The following is a 20,201-nucleotide window of genomic DNA, read 5'->3' as shown; positions in this document are numbered from 1 at the left end:
GCATGCATAACACTTTCCGCTATTTGTCGTATCTTTGCCCAGGAATTACACTTAGGTCATTTCCTCTTTATTCATGAAAAAGACCACCGCATTATCGTTTTCGTCGCTGCTGCTTTTAGGTGGCGTGAGCTACCTGGCTGCCAAACTGGCCGACCTTGACTTGACCTTCTTCTTTCACGGCGACGACGACCAGCATCTCTACTGCTAGCCTCGTTTTATCGCCCTGCTGCTCCCGCAGCCAACAATTCAGTAAAAGCCCGGCCGCCTAGCCGGGCTTTTTTGGTGGGCCTGGCGGCCATTCCGACCGGGTTTTTGGGTTCGGCCCGGCTTTTGGAACTTTGCCTCGACAACGGCGTAACCCGTCCGGCTGGGCTTCCACTGGCAGCTGGTGGCGGCTCACCTTGCCTCAATCCGGCAGCGAGCCAACTCCGCATTCACCCCTTCACCCTATCACCCCCTGGTTTTATGAACCTCGATTCCCACCAAGCTCAAGTGAGCTACATCATCGGCCGCGACCTGGCCCGCAACTTCGCCCAGCAGGGGCTTGAACTGGACGTTGACACCCTGGCCGGGGCGCTGAAAGAAGGCCTCCAAGGCCTCCCCAGCCGCATGACCCAGGAGCAGATGCAGGCCGCTATGCAGCAACTGCAGGCGCAAATGAGTGCCGATGATGACCAAGCAGACCAAGACCCCAACGCCATGAATAACAACAAAGCCGAAGGCGAAGCCTTCCTCGCCCAAAATGCCGCCAAGTCGGGCGTGATCACCCTGCCCAGCGGCCTGCAATACGAGGTAATCACGCAGGGAACCGGCCGCAAGCCCACCCTGGGCTCGTCGGTAACCACGCATTACCACGGCACCCTGATCAACGGCACCGTGTTCGATAGCAGCTACCAGCGCGGCCAGCCCGCCACGTTCCCCGTTAACGGCGTGATTGCCGGCTGGACGGAGGCGCTGCAACTCATGCCCGAAGGCTCGAAGTACCGCCTCTACATCCCCTCCGACTTGGCGTATGGCAAACGCGGGGCGGGCCGCGACATCCCCGGCGATACGGCCCTCATCTTTGATGTGGAGCTGGTAAAAGTGAATAACTGAGCAGCGGCCGTGGCTTTGCCGCTACCAGCCAGCGCGTTCACACGCACTGCCGCGCCCACCTGGGCGCCCGCGACGTTTACCCTGGCCCTGGCTGAGCCCGCGACCGACGCCGGAGCCCAGCTATCAACCAACGCCCCAATTGTGGCCCCGGAAGCTTCTTCCGGGGCTACCTTTGAGGTCCCCGGCCCGGGCGAAGGCACCGTCCCCCCGGCCGGGGGGTCCCCACCGCCGCTCCTGCCCTTGCACAGTGCCGATGGGCGGGTAAGCTTGACCGAAACCATGCTCACCGTGCGGGGACAGTCGTTTTTGCTGTTGGAATTAGAACGCGCCGAACTCACGCCCGTGCGCTGGATTTTGTGGTACCTGCTGGGTGGGCTGGGCTTGGCAGCGGTCATGATTGCCTTTTTGCAAAACTGGCTGCGCACCGGGCCAGCCATGTTGGGTATGGCCCTGACGGCCCTGCTCCTGGCTTACGGGCACCGCGGCACCAACCGCCTGCGCCTGTACCGGCTGGGCCGCGAAATGGTTAATTTCGCCCTGCCCGGCGAAACCCCACCCTGGCAGCAGTTGACGGCGGAAATCAACCGCCGCATCTTCCGGGTGCACGACCAGGCCGCGCAGGAGGCGGCGGCGCTGCTCGCCGCCGCCGATGAGGCGACTCGCCTGGCGGCGCAGGCGGCTCAAGGGGCCGGGGAGGCAGCCCTCCCAAATTCGGCTGATGATTCGCTACCGGTCGGCTAGCGCCGCTTTTAGCCGTCGCCGTAAGTGTATTTCAAGTGTATTCCGCTGGCTTAGCTGCTACCTTCGCGCCCCGGCAGTTTCTTTGTAGCCCTCAACCGCTGAGTACCGACTTTAACATCCCGCATGGATTCTAAACATTCGCACACCGCTGTTTCCAGCGCCGGGCTGCTCATTGCGCTCGGCATTATTTACGGCGACATTGGGACCTCGCCCCTCTACGTGATGTCGTCCATCCTGAAGAGCGGCCGGGTGCCTGACCTGATTGATGCCCATCTGGTATTGGGGGGGATTTCCTGCGTCATCTGGACGCTGACTTTGCAAACTACCGTCAAGTACGTGCTGCTGACCCTGAATGCGGATAACAACGGCGAAGGCGGCATTTTCTCGCTTTATGCCCTGGTGCGGCGGCGGGGAGCCTGGCTGTCGGCGGTGGCCATCATTGGGGGCTCGGCGCTGCTGGCCGACGGGGTGATTACGCCACCCATCTCGGTGGCCTCGGCTATTGAGGGGCTGCGGGCCGTGTCGCCCCACATCCCCACGGTGCCCATCGTCATTGGCATTATTGCGGGGCTGTTCTTGCTGCAAAGCTTTGGGACGCAGATTGTGGGCAAGGCCTTCGGGCCCATCATGCTTCTGTGGTTCAGCATGCTAGGCGTACTGGGCGTTGCTTGGATCATCCAGAACCCCATTATTCTCAAGGCTTTTAATCCGTATTATGCCTATGACCTGCTGGTGCGCTACCCGGGCGGCTTCTGGCTATTGGGGTCGGTGTTCCTGTGCACGACCGGAGCCGAGGCTCTGTACTCCGACCTGGGCCATTGTGGCAAAGGCAATATTCGCCTGAGCTGGATTTTCGTAAAAAGCACCCTCCTGCTCAACTACCTGGGCCAGGGCGCTTGGCTGCTGCAGCACGAGGGCCAGCCGCTCGACGGCCGCAATCCGTTCTATGCGCTCATGCCCTCGTGGTTCCTGCTCATTGGCATCGGCATCGCCACCATTGCGGCCATTATTGCCTCGCAGGCCCTTATCACGGGTTCGTTTACGCTGGTTGCCGAGGCCATTCGCCTGAACATGTGGCCCAAGGTGAAGCTCAACTACCCCACCGACGTGAAGGGGCAGCTCTACGTGCCGAGCATGAATCGGCTGCTGCTGCTGGGCTGCATCGGGGTGGTGCTGTACTTCCGCGAGTCAACCAACATGGAAGCGGCTTACGGCCTGGCTATCACCCTAACCATGCTGATGACGACCATTCTGCTCACGGTATGGCTGCGCTCAAAGAAAGTTGCGGTTCCCCTGGTCGTTGGTTTCGCGGCAGTATATGGCCTTATCGAGGGAGCTTTCCTGATTGCTAACATGCGCAAGTTCCCGCACGGCGGGTGGGTGTCGTTGGCCATTGGCGGCACGCTGGTGGGCATAATGTACGTGTGGCTCAAAGCCTTCTACATTAAGCGCCGCCTTACCGAATTCGTGCGCCTCCAACCCTACGTGGATGCCCTTAAGCAGCTTAGCAACGACGAATCCATCCCCAAATATTCTACCCACCTGGTGTTTCTCACCTCAGCGGAGCGCAGCTCGGAGATTGAGCAGAAAATTATCTACTCCATCTTCCAAAAGCGCCCGAAACGAGCTGACATCTACTGGTTTATCCACGTCGATACCACGGATGAACCGTACACCATGGAGTACAAAGTGACCGAAGTCGCGCCCGACGACGTGTTTCGCATCAATTTCCGGCTGGGCTTCCGGGTGCAGCAGCGGATCAACCTCTACTTCCGCAAGGTGATCGAGGACCTGGTGCGTAACAAGGAGGTCGACATCACCTCGCGCTACGAATCGCTGAACAAGCAGCACGTAACCGGTGACTTCCGCTTCGTGGTGCTGGAGAAATTCCTCAGCGTCGAAAACGACTTCCCCACCGTCGAGAAGCTGGTGATGCAGGCGTATTTCTACATCCGCCAGTTCATTGCTTCGGAAGACCAGTATTTCGGGCTTGATACCTCGTCGGTGAAGGTCGAGAAGGTGCCGCTGGTGATTGCGCCCGTACGCGAAGTGGCCCTGAAGCGCATTCGATAAGCCCCGCGGGGCTACCGGCATTTAATAAATTAAGCCGAATTATTTAGAGCAATTATTAGGTCAGCGTTCAGGACTCAGCGGCTGAAAACCTCACCCCCGACCCCAGTTCGCTTCATGCGCGAAGCCGCAGGAGAGGGGAGCCAGACGTTATAGACACGAACCGGAAAATGGCTCTAGGTTTAGCCCTCGAATAATAAAAAAAGCTCCTTGCTGGTAGCAAGGAGCTTTTTTTATGCGTACCTGCGCCTACTTGGTGGGCCCCAGCCAGCGGGCCAGCACGCGCTGCTGGGCGGCGCTTGGGCTGGGCAGGGGCTGCACCTTAAACTTGCGGTCGGGGTTAGCCAGCATTTTCAGCTTCAGGTCGCGCGTGAGGCCATCCCGGCGCACTTGGAGTGTGACTTCGGTACCCGCCGGAGCACTTTTCAATTCCAGCGTACCGCTGCTGGCCCCCGCCACGGGCGCCAGGTTTCCCTCGCCGGGCGCGACGCCGTTAATTTGCAGGATCTCGTCGTTTACGTTGAGGCCGCCCGTCCAGGCCGCCCCGTCGCGCACTACCCCGGCCACCAGCAACCGGCCGGTACGGGTCGAAAGCGTCGCTCCCAGCGTGCCGTCGGGGCTGAGCGGAGCGCTGCTGAGGGCCAGCCCGGCGTAGCCCAGGGCAGTAGCATAATCGAGCGGCTTGGTGCCGTACACACTGCTGCGGAAGAACTCGTCGTAGCGACGACCCGCGACGGTGGCCACGGCATCCTGAAATTCCTGGTCGGTAAAGCCTCGGCCGGCCTTTTTGTAATACGTGTCGTAGAGCAGACGGAACACGTCGTCGAGGTGCTTCTCTCCTTTCGTGGCCTCGGCAATGTTCAGGTCGAGGACGGTGCCAATAAGGTCGCCCTTGGAGTAATAGCTAATTTGAGCATTGCTGGAGTTCTCATTGGGGCGATAGAACTTAATCCAGGCGTCGAAGCTGGCGTCGGCGGCCGACTGGATGCGGTTGCCGGGGGTATTTTCCACTTCCGTTATCGCATTGCCCAGCTTGCCCAGGTACTCGTCGCGGGTGAGAACTCCAGCCCGCTCGTTGATGAGCTTGGAGTAGTACTCCGTCATGCCCTCGCTCACCCACAGCATGTTGGTGTAGTTCTCCTGGTCGTAATTAAACGGCCCCAAGGCCACCGGGCGGATGCGCTTCACATTCCAGAGGTGAAAGTACTCGTGCGCCGCCAGGCCCAGAAACGACTTGTAGCCGGCCTCGGTGCCGTACGCGGTGCGCGTTACTTGCAGGGTAGTTGAATAGAGGTGCTCAAGCCCGCCCCCGCCGCGCTCCAGGTTGTGCACGATGAACAGGTAGTGGTCGAGCGGGTTTTGGCCGACCACGCGGTGGGCTTCCTCACACACCTTTTTCAGATCAGCCACCAGCTTGGTTTCGTCAACGGTGTAAGTGCCGTACATGGCTACCTGGTGCGGGGTGCCATTGGCCGTAAACTCCAGCACTTTCTGGTTGCCGATTTCCATGGGCGAGTCGGCCAGCTCGTCGTAATTGGCCGACTTGTAGGTGAATTTCTCCGGGCCCGGGCGCAGGGCGGTGCTCACCTGCGTCCAACCGGCCGCCGGCTGCACTACCACCGTGCTGCCCAGTCCCTTGTTCTCGGCCGGGTACATGAATACGCTGCTGCCGTTCAGGTAGCCGTGGTCGGCGTCGACGAAAGAGGTGCGCACCGTGAGCTCGAAGGCGTAAACCCGATAGCTGAGCTGGAAGCTGGCCTGTTTAGGGTGGCGAACACGCCAGGTGTTTTTATTGATCTTCTCCACGGCCAGGGGCTGGCCGGCGGCGGTGCGCGCCTGTAATCCCTCCACATTCTTCGCAAATTCACGGACCAAGTACGAGCCCGGGGCCCACACGGGCATTTTCACATCGGTGTAGTCGGCCGGAAAGCCGCCCAGCTCCATTTTTACCTCGAAGTAGTGGGTTTGGGGGGCGGGCATGGCCAGCGTGTAGCGCAGGGTGGGCGCCACGGCCACGGGGAGCGCACTAGCGGGCGGGCCGGCCGTTAGCAGCGCCAGGGCCACGGAGCAAAGGTGTACTTTTGATTTTCTGAGCATTGACAAACAGTTAAAATGAATCAGGGGCGCAAAGTAAGCCCGCGCTACGCGCTCCAACCTAGCGACCCCTTGGGACGTTGAGGTTAGGGTGGCGCTTAACCGTACCGGCGCCGGCCTGGCAAGTAGAATAAGTATGCGCTTCGTATGGCTGGTTTTTGTGGGATTAGCGGCGGCCATGGTCTTGATTTTGCCCCGACTGAATCGGCCGGCGTCCCTTTCCCGGCGGACGGCGGGAACTTCGACACAACCAACGGCCGCGCCCGCCAGGTCGATTTCGGCCGGGGCCGCTCTGCGCGGCGACGTTCAAGCCCCGGGCGGCCCAACCCGGTCCGATAGCGTGGTGGCGTTTGGGCTGGCGCAGCGGGGTACGCCCTACGCCTACGCCGGTAGCTCCCCGCTCACGGGGTTCGACTGCTCCGGGTTTATCCGGTACACGTTTGCTCGCTTTCGGATAGCGGTGCCGCATTCCACGGCGCTGCTTATTGGGGTGGGCCGGCCCGTGGCGCGCCACGAGGCCCAACCCGGCGACATCGTGGTTTTTACGGGCACGGATACCACCAGCACTACGCCCGGCCACGCGGGCATTGTGGTGTCGGACCGGGGGGAGGTACCGCTGCGGTTCGTGCACGCCTCCTCGGCCCGGCGGGAGCCCGGGGTGAAGGTGAGCCAAGTGGAAGGCACCGACTACGAGCGGCGCTTTATGCAGGTACGGCGCGTGCTGGAGCCGGACCCTAACACCACGCCCTAGCGCGGCGGGTGCGGAGGGGAAATGACGCTGGCGGGCGGCTGGGCCCGTAGCTAACTGGTTTCGCGGCGGCGAGGCGGGCCCGGCCCAAGCCCCCACACGATGAGCCCGGTGGCTCTTGTACTAACGCTACCGCTAACGCAACGATGCCCGGTCCGCCTCTGCCATCCCACTAAAGGGCAGCTGGGCAAACCGGGCATCTAATCCTTCAAATCTTACCAAGCGGCGCAACTGGGGTACAGTTCCGGCGTCACTTTCAAGAGTAAGACCTGGCCGAATGTGGGAAGCCTTAGGAGCTACCCCACGAAGCTGTTGTTAGGCGCGTACTGCGGTGAAGCGTACGACATTCGACAGGCTTGGCAGGATTTGTTTGGGACTACTAGACATTTTGTACCTCCTTTCTTTACGTTCGACATAACCCCGCTCGCGCGGCCCAGCACATTAGGGTTGCTTGAACGGGGCCGTAGCACTCACTACTGGACGGTAAAGTTAATAGCCGGCACGAAGGTTCAAAGTTCAGGGCCCTTATTTCGGTCAAACTGACCTTGATTGGGGCTTGCAACCTGATTCCCAGGCTTAATTATTTTGCCCGCTAGGACGCTACTGCCCATAATCCGGCGGGTGGCCCGAACTTGGCCGTAAACTTGCCATAAAGGGCTGAAGGTTGCCGGTAGGTGCTCCGGGAATTTTCCTTACCTTTTCCACAAAACCAACTCTCTCCTTTAGGAAATGAAAAAAACACTGTTCTTATTTGTTGCCCTGGTGCTAGGCATTGCCCGCATGGCCTCCGCCCAAACCATGTCTCCACTCGGGATTTGGACGAACTCGGAGAAGAAGGCTACGTTTGAAATCTACAAATGCGGCGACCTCCTATGCGGCAAAATCGTGACCCTGACCTTGCCCAACGACCCCGCTACCGGCAAGCCTAAAACCGATGCCCAAAACCCGGACCCCAAGCTCAAAAGCCGCCCGCTGCTGGGCTTGGTGTTCATGCAAGGCTTTAAGTACGACGACGAGAACAAGTGGGATAACGGCAAAATTTACGACCCCAAAAGCGGCAAAACTTACTCCTGCTACATGAAGATGGAGAATGCCAACACCATGGAAGTGAAAGGCTACATTGGCTTCTCCCTCATCGGCAAGTCGCAGACCTGGACCCGGGTGAAATAATGTAGAGCGCCGCGACGGGCTCAACGCACGGTAGCAAGGCCGGTTTCCCGATGGGAGCCGGCCTTTGTTTGCAGCAAACAGGCCAACCGCAAGCGGGCCCGAATTTCCCGTACTTGATGCTCGAGGAATTGGCGGTTTTCGTCCAGTTTCGGAGCCACAAACTATTTGGCCAAGCTCGTGTTTGGACTCTATTAACTTCCCCCGTTTTGTTTGACTTCATCCACCACCTGTTTCGCCCTAAAGCGGCAGCTCCGAAAACCTGGCACACCGTGACTTTGTCGCCGGCCCAGGTGCAGCGCCACGCGGCCTGGGTTGAGCAGTGCGTATTTCTGAATTGGCTCGGGCCGTACTTCAAAGCATACCACCTCCGCAAGGGTGGCGCGGCGGGGGCCCGCGGCCTGCGGGTGCAGTTGCTGCAGGAAAGCGGCTGCCAGGGTGCGCTGCTGCACTACGACCCGTCCATCGGCCCGGGCAATTTTCGACATTTTTACGAGCACCTGGGCGAGCGCATCCTCGCCCTGGGCTACCACCGCGCCTGCGCGGATCAGTGCACTCAGCACCACGCCAACCACACGGCCACTACCCTCAAGCAGCTCTACAAGCCTAACCCGGTCGATTGCCCTAAAACGGGGCACTGCGACCAACGCTTTGGTCTGATTACGGTGGATCTGGTGGCCATGAACCAGCAGCCCGTGTTTATCCGCCTGATGAGCAACGCCGTGCGGCAGCCTGGTTTCACGGCCCCGGGCTCGTTTGATGAGCTGCTGAAATGCCTGCTTGATGCTCCCCCGGCTGACGCGGCTACCCAAGCGCTGGTACGCGAGTATTACGACCTCTTTTAAATGACCGAACCCGGCCTTAACGGACGCTAACCCAGACTAGCCAGTGAATAGCGGACCAGTTGCTGCGGATAATGCCCTCTTCCGGACCTAAAAAAGCCGCTCTACAATGGAGCGGCTTTTTTAGGTCCGGAAGAAGAAAACGCCGAGAAGAAAACTTTACTCGCGAACAAACTGCCCCTGCCCCAATAATTCCCGACCCGAGCCGAGCAGTTGCAAGTGGTACAGGCCCGGCGCCAGTGCGTGGGTGTCGAGCTGAGGGGAGCCGGTCCGCACCACCTGACGCAACACCCGGCGCCCGGTTGCGTCCAGGACTTCGGCGGTGACTTGGGCAGCGGGCAGCGCGGCCAGCCGTAGCTGGTCGTGGCAGGGGTTAGGATACAAGGTCAGGGGGGTTATTCCGGCGGCTGAGCGACTGCTGGTCAATGTATTGTCGCGAACGGGGGCCGGGCCGGGCAGGTCGAGAATCCACTGGTTGGGGTCGATGGCGACGCTCGTGACTGTACCAGCCACCGCGAAGCTGAAGGTTTCGGAAACCTGCCCCTGATGCCGGCGCACGGTTTGGGTGCTGCCGTCCGAGAAAGTGAGCAGGTAGTCGACGTCGGTATCAAAAAACGGCGTGGTTGCCGGCACCGACGCCTCCTCATTGACGCGCAGCACGAAGGTATTGCCCACTTGGTTCCACCGGGCCTGGAACGTGGGATAGCCTTTGCCCCGGAACCACTGCTGAAAGAAATATTCCAGGGGCCGGCCGGCCTCGCCCTCGAATACGCGCTGCAAATCGGCCGTCCGGGCCGCGGACCCACGATACAGGGCCTGGTAGGTACGAAGCGCCCGAAAGAACTTGGTATCGTCGTTCAGTAAATAGCGTAGCATGTGAACGACGGCCGCACCTTTTTTGTAGGTCAGGCTATAACTAAAAATTCGGCGGGTGTTCGTGGTGTCGGATACGTAAATGCTACCCGCATCAGTCTGAGCGGCCTGATGGGCGGAGTTCATCCAGCCGCGGGCATCGGCCGGACTGCCCGAGGATTGCAAGTAAAGGTACTCTCCGTAGGAAGCAAAGCCTTCGTTGAGCCAGATGTCCGCCCAGCTGGCGCAGGTTACGTTATCACCAAACCACTGGTGAAACAGCTCGTGGGCCGTAAGCAGAGGCGAGAACCCATCCTGCGTGGTCATGGTTTGGTGCTCCATGCCGCCGAAGATGGGCGCCATGGAGTAGCCGTACTTCTCATCGGCAAAAGGATAGCGACCCACCAGAGCGGAGAAGTTCTCGATCATGCCCGGAGTCAGGTCGATACGACTTTTCCAATAGTCGAGGTACGCCTGGTTGTAGACGTAGTTGACAATGGGTATGCTGGGGCCGCCAGCGGGGTTGGCGTAGTTGATGTATTCGACGTAGGGCGCAATGGCCACCGAAATCAGGTAATAATCAATGGGATGGCGGGATTTCCACTCGTAGCGCACCTTATTGCCGGGCAAGGGCACCGTGCGCACCAGCACGCCATTCGAGCCCACTTTGTTGGGCAGCGTGGTCGTTACCCACACATCCGACGAGTCGGCTTTGTCGGTGAGCACCTGCTTGCACGGAAACCACTCGTGCGCCGAAAATGGCTCCGACAGCGACCAGGTAATGTTGTAAGGAAATGAGGGAGCCCCACTATACGTGTCGAGGTGTACCTGGCTGCGATTATTTAATCCATTACCGATGGCGGCCGAACTGCCGCTTGGGGCGGTGCCGTGGTAGTAAATGCGGGCATCCGCCAAGGAGTTGGCGGGAGCGGGCTGGGCCAACCGGGCTGTGGCATCGGGCCCGGCCCGGCGGATGCCGGGCGAGCGGCGCCCGTTTACCACCACTGAGTCGATGAGCAGCGTGGCCGTGCCGTCGGGCGAGCCCACCGGCGCTTGATATAGCTCGAACGCTAACGAATCCAGGTCCTCACCCTTGACCCGGACGCGCATCCAAACGGAGCCGGCTACGTTCAGCGAGTTGTTTTCGAGCGCGACGTCCAGCTTGTAGTACTTCACGTCGTACCGCTCCATCTTGCGGCGGTGCGGCACCGAGGCAGTGGCCTCGCGCGGGGCGGATGGCACCCGCGCCGCGGCGCAGGCCCGGCCGCCATCCGGGGCTTCCTCACTGAGTTGGGGAACGTAGGCCGCCCTCAACGGCTCCTGGGCCCTGGGCCGAAATGGCAACGCCGCCAGTACACTGACCGCGAAAACGTAAATTAACGGGCGCATAGATAACTAGAAGTGACAAGAAAAGAACCTTACAAAGTAGTTATAAACGACTACTCTGATTTAGCGTCCGCTCCAAAAGACGAATTTTAGCTCCCGAAGGTAAGACGGACAAATCAAAATCCGATTTATACCACCTGGGAGTCAGGGCTATTTGCCGCCTCGCTCCCGAAATCGGGCGTTGGCTTTCGGCAGCGTATATTTCGCATTAATTAGGGTATTAGTTACTTGTTTTTTTGTCGAATGCCTTTTCGCCTTTGCTTACCAGACCCGGGACTTCCTGCTTTGCTGCTGTTTATCTGCGGTTGGCTGGCATGCATCGGCCCGGCGTGGGGGACCCACATCGTGGGCGGCGAAATGGAGCTGGTTCATACTAGTGGCAGCTCCTACACCCTGGTACTCAACCTCTACATTGATGCGGTGAATGGTAGCGCCTCCGCCCTGGATGGTGACCTGACGGCTTCCATTTTCGAGAAAGGCAGCAACAGGCGCATGGCCAACGTCTTGCTGCCCCTGGCCAGCAACACCTTCGTTAACTACACCAACCCGGCCTGCACCAAGCCCACCCTCAGCACCCGCAAGCTGGTATACAGCCGGAACATTACTCTGGCGGCCGATACCTATGATAGTCCGCAAGGATACTACGTGGCCGTGGAGCGGTGCTGTCGCAACGTGAGCATCGGCAACATCGTGGCCCCCTCCAATGCCGCGCAGACGTTTTACCTGGAGTTTCCGGCGGTAGTGCGGCGCGGCCGACCGTTCCTCGATTCCACGCCGCGCATTTTCCCGGCCCTGGCCGATTATGCCTGCGTCAACGAGCTCTTTTACTACGAGTTCGGCGGCGTCGACCCCGACGGTGACTCCCTGGTATACAGCCTAGTAACCCCGCTCAACGGACACGCCGACAACAACGTGCCCAAGCCCGCCGTGGCCGCTCCCGCGCCCTATGCCCCCATTACGTGGAGCCCTTCGCCCCCACCTATTCCGGGCGTGCCGATCCGCCCCCCGCTGGGCACGCTCAACCAGATCCCGGGCAGCCCCACGCTGGCGATTGATCCGGCCACGGGCCGGCTCACGGTACGGCCCCTCGACCAGGGCTTATTCGCGTTCGGAGTGAGCTGCTCGGAATACCGCAGAGGTGAGAAAATCGGCGAAGTCCGGCGCGATTTCCAGCTGATGGTTTTAAGCTGCCCCTTCAATACCAAGCCCAAAGTGCTGCTGCTGCCCAACCCCGCCAGCAAAGTACCCTACCGGCCCGGCCGCGACACCCTGCACCTGACGCCGGGCAGCAACCGCTGCGTGCGGCTACGTTTCACCGACTCCGACCCCCGATCGCAGCTGTCGCTGTCGCTGCATCCGGTCAACTTTGCGGGGCTGCTGCCTAATTTCACCACTGCCACCAGCGGGCTGGTCCGCAGCCCCGGGGCCCCCGACACCCTCACGGCCACGCTCTGCTTCCCGGAATGCTTCGATACCAGGGATCGGGTTTTTTTGCTGGATGTCGTGGTAGCGGACGATGGGTGCAGCCTCCCCAAACGCGATACCGTACGGGTGGCTTTCACCGCCGTGCCGCCGCCCAACTCCCCTTCGACTATTACCACCACGGCCGGCCCAACGCAACCGCTACGAGTGCGGGTGGGCGATTTAGTGAGCTTCGACGTCATCGCTTCCGACCCTGATAATGATCCTCTCCAGTTGGAGATGACCGGCCAGGGGTTTAATCCCAGTACCCTCGGGGCTACCCTCTCGCAAGGCACCGTGGGTAACCAGCAGCACGGCCGCTTCACGTGGCGCGTCGATTGCCCGGCGGTGGGAGCCGACTCGGTTCGCAACTTCCAGTTCACGGCGGTATCGGCGCCGTGCAATGCCCGGGAGGCGGTTACCATTACGGTGCCAGTGGTGGTGCGGTATGCCAATCACCCGCCCGTGCTGGTTTCCGATGTTCAGCCGCCCAAAGCGGGCGAGCCCATTCCTCTAGTGGAGCTGCCACTGGGCCGGCAGTACACCGCCACTTTTAGCGGCACTGATGCGGACCGTGATGGACTTACCCTGACTGCGACCGGCAGCTCGCTCGACGGCAATGGGGGCTTCGACCTGGCTAGTGCCGGCATGCGTTTCACCCCTACCAATGGCACGGGCGGGGCAACGGGCGCCTTCCACTGGGATGTGAGCTGCGCCGCCGCGAACCTACACCGCGACCTCGTCGTGACCTTTCAGCTGATTGATGCGACCTGTAGGCCACTGCCCCAAGTGCAGCAGGTTCGCTTCCGGGTAAAAAGCCCGGATTCGCTGGAGGTGAAGCTCTACAACGTCATTACGCCCAATCGGGACGGGCAAAATGACGAGTTCCGGCTACCCGACCTGCCCGTGAATTTTTGCGACCGGCAATTCATGAGCATTAAGATTTTTACCCGCTGGGGCCAACCGGTGTTTGAGTCGCCCGACCGGGATTTCCACTGGCCCGGCCAAGGCAGCGGAGGCCTGTATTATTATTTCGTCACGTACACCGACGGCCGTAAGTACCGGGGCTGGCTGGAAGTCATTCCGTAGCCGGCCTTGCGCTACGCTGGCTGGGTTGATTTATGCCGCCCCTGCCCCAGAGCAGCCAGCAGCGGCACTTAACGGCTCTTTTTTGGCCGTGGCCCTAGAGTGTTGCTTTTTTTAGTGAGGGTATAACGCTCAGACCATTTGAGGCAGGCGTTTTATTGCGTCTCAACGATTGGCGGGCCGCGATTCTTCTAGTCTAAAAGGGTGGTTGAGCCGGGCGTTTAGCCGGTTAATACATAAACAGGAACACCGCAAAGAGAACAACCCAGAGCACATCAATGAAATGCCAGTACGTGCCGAGCAGGCTCAACTGGCGACGGTGGTAGGGGTTACGGATAAAAACGAGGGTGCGCACCGCATCGCGGTTGGCGTGGATGACGCGCAGCAGCAGCGCCAACAAAAACAGCATGCCACCCAGCAGATGGGCCACGTGCAGGGCCGAAATCAGGTAAATAAACTGGCCGCTACTGCTGCTGGCAGGGCCCTGAAAGGCAACTCCCTGCGTCAGCAGCTCCCGCCAGCCCAGTACTTGCAAACCCGCGAAAATGGCGCCCAGCAGCAGAGTCGCGCCGAGGCAACGCGCGAGGCTGCCCAGGTTGTCCTGCGCGTACAGGCGGGGGGCCTGCCCGATAGTGTAGCTGCTCACCACCAGCACAATGGTGCTCAGCGAGAAATAGCGGGGCAGCGCGTACAGCCCCGTAGGCAAGCCGCTGCGTAGGCGGGTAACGACGTACGCTACGACCAGCATCACGAACATGACGGTGATGGCCACCAACGCCAGGTACAGCGCCACCAGCAACGGCGGCAGCCGCTCGATGCGGCTGAATGGCGATGGACGCCGCCGGGCCCCGACCCGGTGTTCGTGTTCGTGTTCGGAGTTCATTGGGTTGGGGAGGAATGTATCTTTCCAAACTAATCGAGCCAAAATTAGTTGCAGCAAACCCCCATTTGCCCCTAAAAAACGCGCTATCGAAAGAATGATCCTATTTTGCCCAGCACGGCATTGAGGGTAATCTTGGGGGTGCGCTGCACGCCAAAAGTGACGTACGTTTTGCCGCCTACCCGCAAATCGAGCACCCAACCCAACTGCCGGGCTAAGTCGTTGATTTGCTGCATGGGATCGGGGCCCGCAGATTTGGGAGCCTTGGCCGCGCCCGGCGGCCGGGGCGGACCGGCCGTGAGCTGGTCGAGCACCTGCTGGCTGGGAATGTTCAGGATCAGGTAGGTACCGGCGGCGGCGAGCTGCAGGGCATGGCCGTTCCAGGTAAGGACCAGCTGGGCCTCAATTTCGAGGGTACTAGGCACCGGTTTCGGAGGAGCTGGCCGGTAGTTGGGGAGCGGCGGGCGTGGCCCGGGTACCACCGGCCTGTTCGCCCCGGGTACGAATGCGGAGCGAGCCATTTAGCTTCCAGGTGGTCGCGGGCCCGTTGGGGTTCTGCGGATTGGGCATTTGCAGCTCGATCTGGTCGAACGCGCAGCTGAGCTCGACCCCACCCGAAAGCTTGCCGAGCAGCGAGGCAGCCATATCGGCCCAGTTACTGTTATTATTAGAAGAAGAATCTGGCATGGTTGCGGTTAGCTGAGGTGATACGAGAGGGCGCCCTTACGAGCGTCGCCTCCCAACGGGCCGCAAAGTACGGCCTTGGAGTTGCTAACGCAACGAAATGCCCCGGGTTGCTCAGCTCATGGCACCGTTGATGTAGTACCGATTTTCACCACTACTTTCCACTGATTTTCTGCTTTTATGTCCTATTTCACTCTTCGCTCTCTTTCCGCGGCGGCTGGTTTGCTCCTGATTTCGGGCCCCGGCTGGTCTCAGCCTTCGACCGATTCGCTGCGCCGGGCCGACGCGGCCCAGCGGCCCATTCAAGCAAGTGCCACTGGCTGCACGCACCCGTTTGGGCTGCGCGAAGGCCAGAGCATCGACTACCAGCTGCTGGATGCCAAAGGCAAGCCTGTGGGCTCCTGGCGCTACCGGGTGCTCAGCATCCGTACCGAATCGACGGCGGCCAAGAAAAAACAAAAGGCGGTGGTGACGACGAGAGTTCAGCTAAAAAGTGGCTTGTACAGCCCGAGCAACCAGGTGCTGCAACAGCAAGACCTCTCTTACCTGTGCCGCCACGATACCGTCTTCACCGACGGATTAGACGAAATTAACTATGAGGGGCTCAAGCCTTTTCGTGACCGCCGGTTCGCCTACGAGGGCTCGTCCCTGGCCTGGCCTAACCAGCCAACTCCTAACACGGCCTTGCCTCAGGGCGGCGCCATGGTGCAGGTCAGCAGCCCTTCAGTGAGCGTGGCTAAAGTCCGGACCCTGGTGCACCAGCGCAAAGTGCAGGCCGGGCAAACCAGCGTCACTGTTCCGGTCGGAACCTTCAACTGCTACGTCGTAGAAAGCCAGCGCGAACTCGCCACCGAAGCCCGCGTCGACCTCACGCTGAAAAGCACTGGCCGACAAGTCGACTACTACGACCCGGCCGTGGGCCTCATTAAAACCGAGTACTACGACAAAGGAGGCAAGCTGGTGCAAGCCCGGGTGCTGGCCCGCCGGTAAGAAAAACTGCCCCGCCGTGCCGTGGCGGGGCCTACAACATGACCCAGCCGGTTTCGCCCTGCGGGCCGCGCACCAGGCTATAGGCTTCGGCTTGGCCAAGGACTGCGACCGGCGTTCGGGCAGGCAGGGCCCCCTCGGCCGGAGCGCTGGGGGCCGGCTGAGCCAGCAGCTCGGTGGCGGCGGGGAGCCGCAGGCGCCGTAATGGGGTAGCGGCGGCACCCACCACCGCCTGCAAGTCGAGGTAGCCGAGCTGGCCGGCGGGAGTCTGCACGCGCAAGCTCGTTCCTTGCTGGCCTACTACCAACAGCGGCAATTGCCCGGACAGCTGGATCAGCCGCCGCGAAGCGCGGCCTTTTCCGGCGACCAGGGTTGGCCGCAGCCAGGCGGCCGTGCGGAGCCGGACGTACTCGCCCCGCCGGTCGGGCCCGCCGGGCAGGGCGGTAGCCGGGGCGGGGCGGCGCACAAAGGGCAAAGGGTCGAGGGGGCCCTGGCCGCTGCGGTACACGCCGAAGTGCAGGTGCGGGACCGTGGTGCGGGCGTTGCCGGTGTTGCCAACCAGGCCCAGGGTATCGCCGGCCCGCACGTGCTGGCCTGGCTCCACCAACTGCTTATCCAAGTGGGCGTAGTACAAGTGGTTGCCGTGTTCAGTATCGGCGAGCCACACCACCCGGCCGCCGAGGCGCGTTTCGCCGGTGCGGGTGATGTAACCGGCCGTGGCCGCCACCGCCGGGGTGCCGCGCGGGGCAAAGATGTCAATGCCTTCGTGGCGGCGCGTGCCGGCGTCCCGGGCGGCCCCCCAAAAACTACCGACCGCTGCATCGGAGCGGCCTTGCACCGGGAAAACGCCCAAACTGGGCTCGCGGGCCACGCGTAAGGTGTAGCGGCCCGCAGCCAGCAGCTCGGGCTGCACCCGGAGCAGGTGCTGGCCGTCGGCCTCGGCCCGGTAGCGAAACTCCAGTACGAGCGTGTCGGCGCTGGCCAAGGGCGCGGGCGGACGGCCCGGCACTACTTCAAACGCGTCCAGAAACACCCGGACCGCCGCACTTTTGGCCAGCGCAAGGCTTACGTGCACCTGCTCGCCGGCTCGAACGGCGTAGCGGTAGCTGGCGGCCGTGGGCCGCTCGGGCCGGAAGTAGCCCGTTTCGGCAAAGGGCAGGCTCACCACCAGTGAATCGCGCAGGGCCTGGTCGGCAGCGGCGAGCCAAGCCCGGCCCGCCGGCCGCCGGTCAAGGTTGGCCTGGTGCAGCTGGCGGGCGTAGCTCTGGTGGGGAGTCGACTGCTGAAACAACGCTTGCAGCGTCTGTTGCTTGCTACAGCCGCTGAGCCCAAGCAGCCCCCCGAGCAGGACTGGCCGCATCAATCCCAGGAGCGGCTGCGTAAGGCGCCGCTGCGGGATAAAATCCGTGATAAAAAGCATGCCCTCTGAACATGAACCAAGGCGGCGTAGTTCGTTGGCCACCGGGTAGGCACGCCCCGCGGAATTAGTTGATCCACCGGCCATCCTACATTTTAGAACGGTTCTTTTGGAATTAAAAATTAAAAATGAAGAATTAAAAAATGGACCATCTGAATTTTTAATTCTTCATTTTTAATTCTTCATTTTTAATTTTTAATTCTTTTCTCCTAGGCGAGAACTGCTCTAAAAAGCGCATACCGCTGCCCAAGCCCACCCCGGACCGGGCCCGGAGTGAGCTTTGGCAGCGGAGAGAAAGCCTCGCCGCTCGTCGCCCCGCCTGAACCGAGCTGCTACCTTTACGCGGCCGCTTTGGCTGTGCTCACCCTCTCCGACCATGAAGCTAATCGAATGCCCCCGCGACGCCATGCAGGGCCTGCCTGATTTTATTCCCACCGCAACCAAAATCGCCTACCTCAACGCCCTGCTAAAAGTCGGGTTTGATACGCTGGACTTCGGCTCTTTCGTCTCGCCCAAAGCTATTCCGCAGTTGCGCGACACCACCGAGGTGCTGGCGGGCCTGGACTTGACCGACTCCCCCACCAAGCTGCTGGCCATCGTGGCGAACGTACGCGGGGCGGAGACGGCCATTCAGTACCCCGAAATCAGCTACTTAGGGTTTCCGCTTTCGGTGTCGGCCACCTTTCAGCGCCGCAACACCAACCAAACCACCGCCGAGGCCCTGGCCGACGTGGCCACCATGCACGAGCTGTGCGAGCGCACCGGCAAAACCCTGGTCGCCTACTTATCAATGGGCTTCGGCAACCCTTACGGCGACGCCTGGAGCCCGGAAATTGTGACCGACTTCACCCAGCACCTGGCCCAGTTGGGCGTCCGGGTCGTGGCCCTGTCCGACACCATCGGGGCCTCCACGGCGGCCACCATCGCCCCACTGTTCTCGGCCTTGATTCCGGCCTTTCCGGCGATTGAGTTCGGCGCCCACCTCCACACCACGCCGGCCACCTGGCGCGAGAAAGTAAGCGCGGCGTACGAGGCCGGCTGCCGCCGGTTCGACGGTGCCATCGGCGGCATCGGCGGCTGCCCCATGGCCGCCGATCAGCTGACGGGCAACATGGCCACCGAAAACCTCCTGGCTTTTCTGGCCGAGCGCGGGCAGGAGCCCGGCCTGGACCTGGAAGCATTCTCGCGGGCCCGGTCCGCCGCCACGGAGGTCTTTGCCTTACATTAATCCCCTTAGCATTGCTACCCATGCTGCCCACCGTCGATATTTTTATTCCTTGCTTCGTCGACCAGCTTTATCCCGCCACTGCCCTGAACATGGTGAAGGTGCTGGAACGGGTGGGGGTGAAAGTTCAGTATAACCCCGACCAAACCTGCTGCGGCCAGCCGGCTTACAATGCCGGCTACCAGTCCCAGAGCCGGGCGGTGGCCGCGAAGTTTCTCCAGGATTTTGCCGCTCCTCAAGCGTCGGACGACCGTCCACCGCGCTATGTGGTGAGTCCCTCGGCCTCGTGCGTAGGCATGGTGCGCAACAGCTACTCCAGCTTGTTTGCGGGAACCGCGCAGCAAAGCGCCTGCCAGACCGTGCAAGGCCGTACCCATGAGTTGACCGAATTTCTGGTGGACGTGCTGGGCGTTACCGCCATTCCCGGCGCCCGGCTGGCGGGCACCTACACCTACCACGACTCTTGCTCGGCCCTGCGCGAGTGCGGCATCCGCGCCGCGCCCCGGCAACTGCTGGAGGGCGTGGCCGGGCTGGAAAGAATAGAGATGGCCGAAACCACCACCTGCTGCGGCTTCGGCGGCACCTTCGCCGTCAAGTTCGAAGCCATTTCCGTGGCCATGGCCCAGCAGAAAGTCGAACACGCCCTCGACACCGGCGCCGACTTCATCGTGAGCACCGACGTGAGCTGCCTTATGCACCTGGAAGCCTATATCAAGAAAGAAAAACTGCCGCTTAAGTGTCTGCACGTGGCCGACGTGCTGGCCAGTGGCTGGTAAGGGTTCAGCCTGTTATTTATCAATCTGGAATATAGACCAATATCTTCTTGACTAGGCTTTCACCGAAGCTACTGCCGCAAGGGGTACGTGTCCTTCGGGGCGGCGGGACGGAACTAAGCTCTTCAGAGGCTCGCCGGCTGCGTGCGGTACATTACGTCGGACCGAAGCACGTATTTAACCCCCTGCGTTACCTCACTGCCCGCGTGGTACAGGCTGTGCAGGAAGATAAGCGCCATGCCCTGCCGGGGCTGAATGCTCCGCCCCTGAAACACAGTGTCGCCCCCCTGAAAATTATCGTTCAGATAAACCATAAAGGTGAGGTAGCTGGCTTCCTGGTCGCTGCGAATGTAGCTTTCGTCGAAGTGCCCCTTGAACTGGTGGCCGCGCTGGTAGCGGTAGAACCGGAAAAGCTCGTTTAGCCCAATAGCCGTGCTGTGGCCCAGCTGCGCCGGCACAAACGGACGCGCTTTTTCCCAGAGCGCTTGAGCCAGCTCTTCGCTGCGGTAAAATGCGCGGTTATTATTACGGATATCGGTCCTTAACCGGGCACCGGCGGCCGTGTTGACCTTCGCCGGCTCGTAGCCAATTTTTTCGCTGAGTACAATATTAGCCAGGCATTCCTCCCGAGTCAGGAAATCCTCTACCGTGAATATTGAGTCGGTTAACTGGTTGACTTTCATGAGAGCAGGG

The 20,201-nt window shown here is 61.0% G+C and carries 18 protein-coding genes; 11 read left to right on the top strand and 7 right to left on the bottom strand.

Going from position 1 to position 20,201, the window contains the following annotated elements; translation table 11 throughout:
* Positions 1-73 precede the first annotated feature (73 nt).
* From IC235_RS22465 to IC235_RS10530, 4 genes are all read left to right on the top strand, one after another.
* Positions 74-208 carry a hypothetical protein gene (locus IC235_RS22465; RefSeq protein ID WP_262892815.1) on the top strand — a complete coding sequence of 45 codons (135 nt, stop codon included), beginning with the start codon at positions 74-76 and terminating at the stop codon, positions 206-208.
* 257 nt (positions 209-465) lie between these two features.
* The gene (locus IC235_RS10540; RefSeq protein ID WP_191005148.1) at positions 466-1,095 is read left to right on the top strand and encodes an FKBP-type peptidyl-prolyl cis-trans isomerase; all 630 of its coding nucleotides are present in this window, start codon (positions 466-468) and stop codon (positions 1,093-1,095) included.
* A gap of 9 nt (positions 1,096-1,104) precedes the next feature.
* Positions 1,105-1,836, top strand: a complete 732-nt coding sequence (locus IC235_RS10535) for a hypothetical protein (protein ID WP_191005147.1) — start codon at positions 1,105-1,107, stop codon at positions 1,834-1,836.
* Between the two features lie 123 nt (positions 1,837-1,959).
* On the top strand, positions 1,960-3,909 hold the full coding sequence (locus IC235_RS10530) for a KUP/HAK/KT family potassium transporter (RefSeq protein WP_191005146.1): 1,950 nt from the start codon (positions 1,960-1,962) through the stop codon (positions 3,907-3,909).
* 246 nt (positions 3,910-4,155) lie between these two features.
* On the opposite strand, the gene IC235_RS10525 is transcribed toward IC235_RS10530, so the two are convergent.
* Positions 4,156-6,003: a M61 family metallopeptidase gene (locus IC235_RS10525; protein WP_223847206.1), complete on the bottom strand. Its 1,848-nt coding sequence runs from the start codon at positions 6,001-6,003 to the stop codon at positions 4,156-4,158.
* A gap of 133 nt (positions 6,004-6,136) precedes the next feature.
* Here IC235_RS10525 and IC235_RS10520 point away from each other — a divergent pair, with 133 nt between their 5' ends.
* From IC235_RS10520 to IC235_RS10510, 3 genes are all read left to right on the top strand, one after another.
* Positions 6,137-6,751, top strand: coding sequence for a C40 family peptidase (locus tag IC235_RS10520; protein WP_223847205.1), 615 nt, complete (start codon positions 6,137-6,139; stop codon positions 6,749-6,751).
* A 726-nt stretch (positions 6,752-7,477) separates the two neighbouring features.
* Positions 7,478-7,918: a DUF2147 domain-containing protein gene (locus IC235_RS10515; protein ID WP_191005144.1), complete on the top strand. Its 441-nt coding sequence runs from the start codon at positions 7,478-7,480 to the stop codon at positions 7,916-7,918.
* Between the two features lie 206 nt (positions 7,919-8,124).
* On the top strand, positions 8,125-8,760 hold the full coding sequence (locus tag IC235_RS10510) for a hypothetical protein (RefSeq protein ID WP_191005143.1): 636 nt from the start codon (positions 8,125-8,127) through the stop codon (positions 8,758-8,760).
* Between the two features lie 156 nt (positions 8,761-8,916).
* On the opposite strand, the gene IC235_RS10505 is transcribed toward IC235_RS10510, so the two are convergent.
* The gene (locus IC235_RS10505; protein WP_191005142.1) at positions 8,917-10,998 is read right to left on the bottom strand and encodes a M1 family aminopeptidase; all 2,082 of its coding nucleotides are present in this window, start codon (positions 10,996-10,998) and stop codon (positions 8,917-8,919) included.
* 240 nt (positions 10,999-11,238) lie between these two features.
* On the opposite strand from IC235_RS10505, the gene IC235_RS10500 reads away from it, so the two are divergent.
* Positions 11,239-13,545 (top strand): T9SS type B sorting domain-containing protein, encoded by a 2,307-nt coding sequence (locus tag IC235_RS10500; protein ID WP_191005141.1) that lies wholly within the window; start codon positions 11,239-11,241, stop codon positions 13,543-13,545.
* A gap of 226 nt (positions 13,546-13,771) precedes the next feature.
* On the opposite strand, the gene IC235_RS10495 is transcribed toward IC235_RS10500, so the two are convergent.
* The 3 genes from IC235_RS10495 to IC235_RS10485 all read right to left on the bottom strand — a co-directional run bounded on the left by IC235_RS10495 (position 13,772) and on the right by IC235_RS10485 (position 15,109).
* Positions 13,772-14,425, bottom strand: a complete 654-nt coding sequence (locus tag IC235_RS10495) for a cytochrome c oxidase subunit 3 (protein ID WP_191005140.1) — start codon at positions 14,423-14,425, stop codon at positions 13,772-13,774.
* Between the two features lie 83 nt (positions 14,426-14,508).
* On the bottom strand, positions 14,509-14,847 hold the full coding sequence (locus tag IC235_RS10490) for a hypothetical protein (RefSeq protein WP_191005139.1): 339 nt from the start codon (positions 14,845-14,847) through the stop codon (positions 14,509-14,511).
* Positions 14,840-15,109 carry a hypothetical protein gene (locus tag IC235_RS10485; protein WP_191005138.1) on the bottom strand — a complete coding sequence of 90 codons (270 nt, stop codon included), beginning with the start codon at positions 15,107-15,109 and terminating at the stop codon, positions 14,840-14,842. The genes IC235_RS10490 and IC235_RS10485 overlap by 8 nt, the downstream gene beginning before the upstream one ends.
* Positions 15,110-15,286: 177 nt before the next feature.
* Between IC235_RS10485 and IC235_RS10480 the strand changes: the two genes are divergently transcribed.
* A complete protein-coding gene (locus tag IC235_RS10480; RefSeq protein WP_191005137.1) occupies positions 15,287-16,096 on the top strand; it encodes a TapB family protein in 810 nt (269 codons plus the stop codon).
* Positions 16,097-16,127: 31 nt separating this feature from the next.
* Here the strand turns inward: IC235_RS10480 and IC235_RS10475 are convergent, their stop codons facing one another.
* Positions 16,128-17,513 (bottom strand): M23 family metallopeptidase, encoded by a 1,386-nt coding sequence (locus IC235_RS10475; RefSeq protein WP_191005136.1) that lies wholly within the window; start codon positions 17,511-17,513, stop codon positions 16,128-16,130.
* A gap of 373 nt (positions 17,514-17,886) precedes the next feature.
* Here IC235_RS10475 and IC235_RS10470 point away from each other — a divergent pair, with 373 nt between their 5' ends.
* On the top strand, positions 17,887-18,738 hold the full coding sequence (locus IC235_RS10470; protein WP_191005135.1) for a hydroxymethylglutaryl-CoA lyase: 852 nt from the start codon (positions 17,887-17,889) through the stop codon (positions 18,736-18,738).
* Positions 18,739-18,758: 20 nt separating this feature from the next.
* Positions 18,759-19,511: a (Fe-S)-binding protein gene (locus IC235_RS10465; protein WP_191005134.1), complete on the top strand. Its 753-nt coding sequence runs from the start codon at positions 18,759-18,761 to the stop codon at positions 19,509-19,511.
* A 122-nt stretch (positions 19,512-19,633) separates the two neighbouring features.
* Here IC235_RS10465 and IC235_RS10460 read toward each other — a convergent pair whose 3' ends face one another.
* A complete protein-coding gene (locus tag IC235_RS10460) occupies positions 19,634-20,191 on the bottom strand; it encodes a 2OG-Fe(II) oxygenase (protein WP_191005133.1) in 558 nt (185 codons plus the stop codon).
* Between the last annotated feature and the right edge of the window lie 10 nt (positions 20,192-20,201).

Source organism: Hymenobacter montanus, assembly GCF_014699115.1.
Classification (GTDB): domain Bacteria; phylum Bacteroidota; class Bacteroidia; order Cytophagales; family Hymenobacteraceae; genus Hymenobacter; species Hymenobacter montanus.
The sequence above is the reverse complement of the archived record's forward strand: the minus strand, read 5'-3'. Positions and strand labels throughout refer to the sequence as shown.

What these genes read in the sequence shown, in the direction of transcription:
- IC235_RS10460 (WP_191005133.1), bottom strand. Translation starts at nt 20,191, where the DNA reads ATGAAAGTCAACCAGTTAACCGACTCAATATTCACGGTAGAGGATTTC.
- IC235_RS10515 (WP_191005144.1), top strand. Translation starts at nt 7,478, where the DNA reads ATGAAAAAAACACTGTTCTTATTTGTTGCCCTGGTGCTAGGCATTGCC.
- IC235_RS10525 (WP_223847206.1), bottom strand. Translation starts at nt 6,003, where the DNA reads ATGCTCAGAAAATCAAAAGTACACCTTTGCTCCGTGGCCCTGGCGCTG.
- IC235_RS10465 (WP_191005134.1), top strand. Translation starts at nt 18,759, where the DNA reads ATGCTGCCCACCGTCGATATTTTTATTCCTTGCTTCGTCGACCAGCTT.
- IC235_RS10540 (WP_191005148.1), top strand. Translation starts at nt 466, where the DNA reads ATGAACCTCGATTCCCACCAAGCTCAAGTGAGCTACATCATCGGCCGC.
- IC235_RS10480 (WP_191005137.1), top strand. Translation starts at nt 15,287, where the DNA reads ATGTCCTATTTCACTCTTCGCTCTCTTTCCGCGGCGGCTGGTTTGCTC.
- IC235_RS22465 (WP_262892815.1), top strand. Translation starts at nt 74, where the DNA reads ATGAAAAAGACCACCGCATTATCGTTTTCGTCGCTGCTGCTTTTAGGT.
- IC235_RS10530 (WP_191005146.1), top strand. Translation starts at nt 1,960, where the DNA reads ATGGATTCTAAACATTCGCACACCGCTGTTTCCAGCGCCGGGCTGCTC.
- IC235_RS10520 (WP_223847205.1), top strand. Translation starts at nt 6,137, where the DNA reads ATGCGCTTCGTATGGCTGGTTTTTGTGGGATTAGCGGCGGCCATGGTC.
- IC235_RS10505 (WP_191005142.1), bottom strand. Translation starts at nt 10,998, where the DNA reads ATGCGCCCGTTAATTTACGTTTTCGCGGTCAGTGTACTGGCGGCGTTG.
- IC235_RS10500 (WP_191005141.1), top strand. Translation starts at nt 11,239, where the DNA reads ATGCCTTTTCGCCTTTGCTTACCAGACCCGGGACTTCCTGCTTTGCTG.
- IC235_RS10470 (WP_191005135.1), top strand. Translation starts at nt 17,887, where the DNA reads ATGAAGCTAATCGAATGCCCCCGCGACGCCATGCAGGGCCTGCCTGAT.
- IC235_RS10485 (WP_191005138.1), bottom strand. Translation starts at nt 15,109, where the DNA reads ATGCCAGATTCTTCTTCTAATAATAACAGTAACTGGGCCGATATGGCT.
- IC235_RS10495 (WP_191005140.1), bottom strand. Translation starts at nt 14,425, where the DNA reads ATGAACTCCGAACACGAACACGAACACCGGGTCGGGGCCCGGCGGCGT.
- IC235_RS10475 (WP_191005136.1), bottom strand. Translation starts at nt 17,513, where the DNA reads ATGCTTTTTATCACGGATTTTATCCCGCAGCGGCGCCTTACGCAGCCG.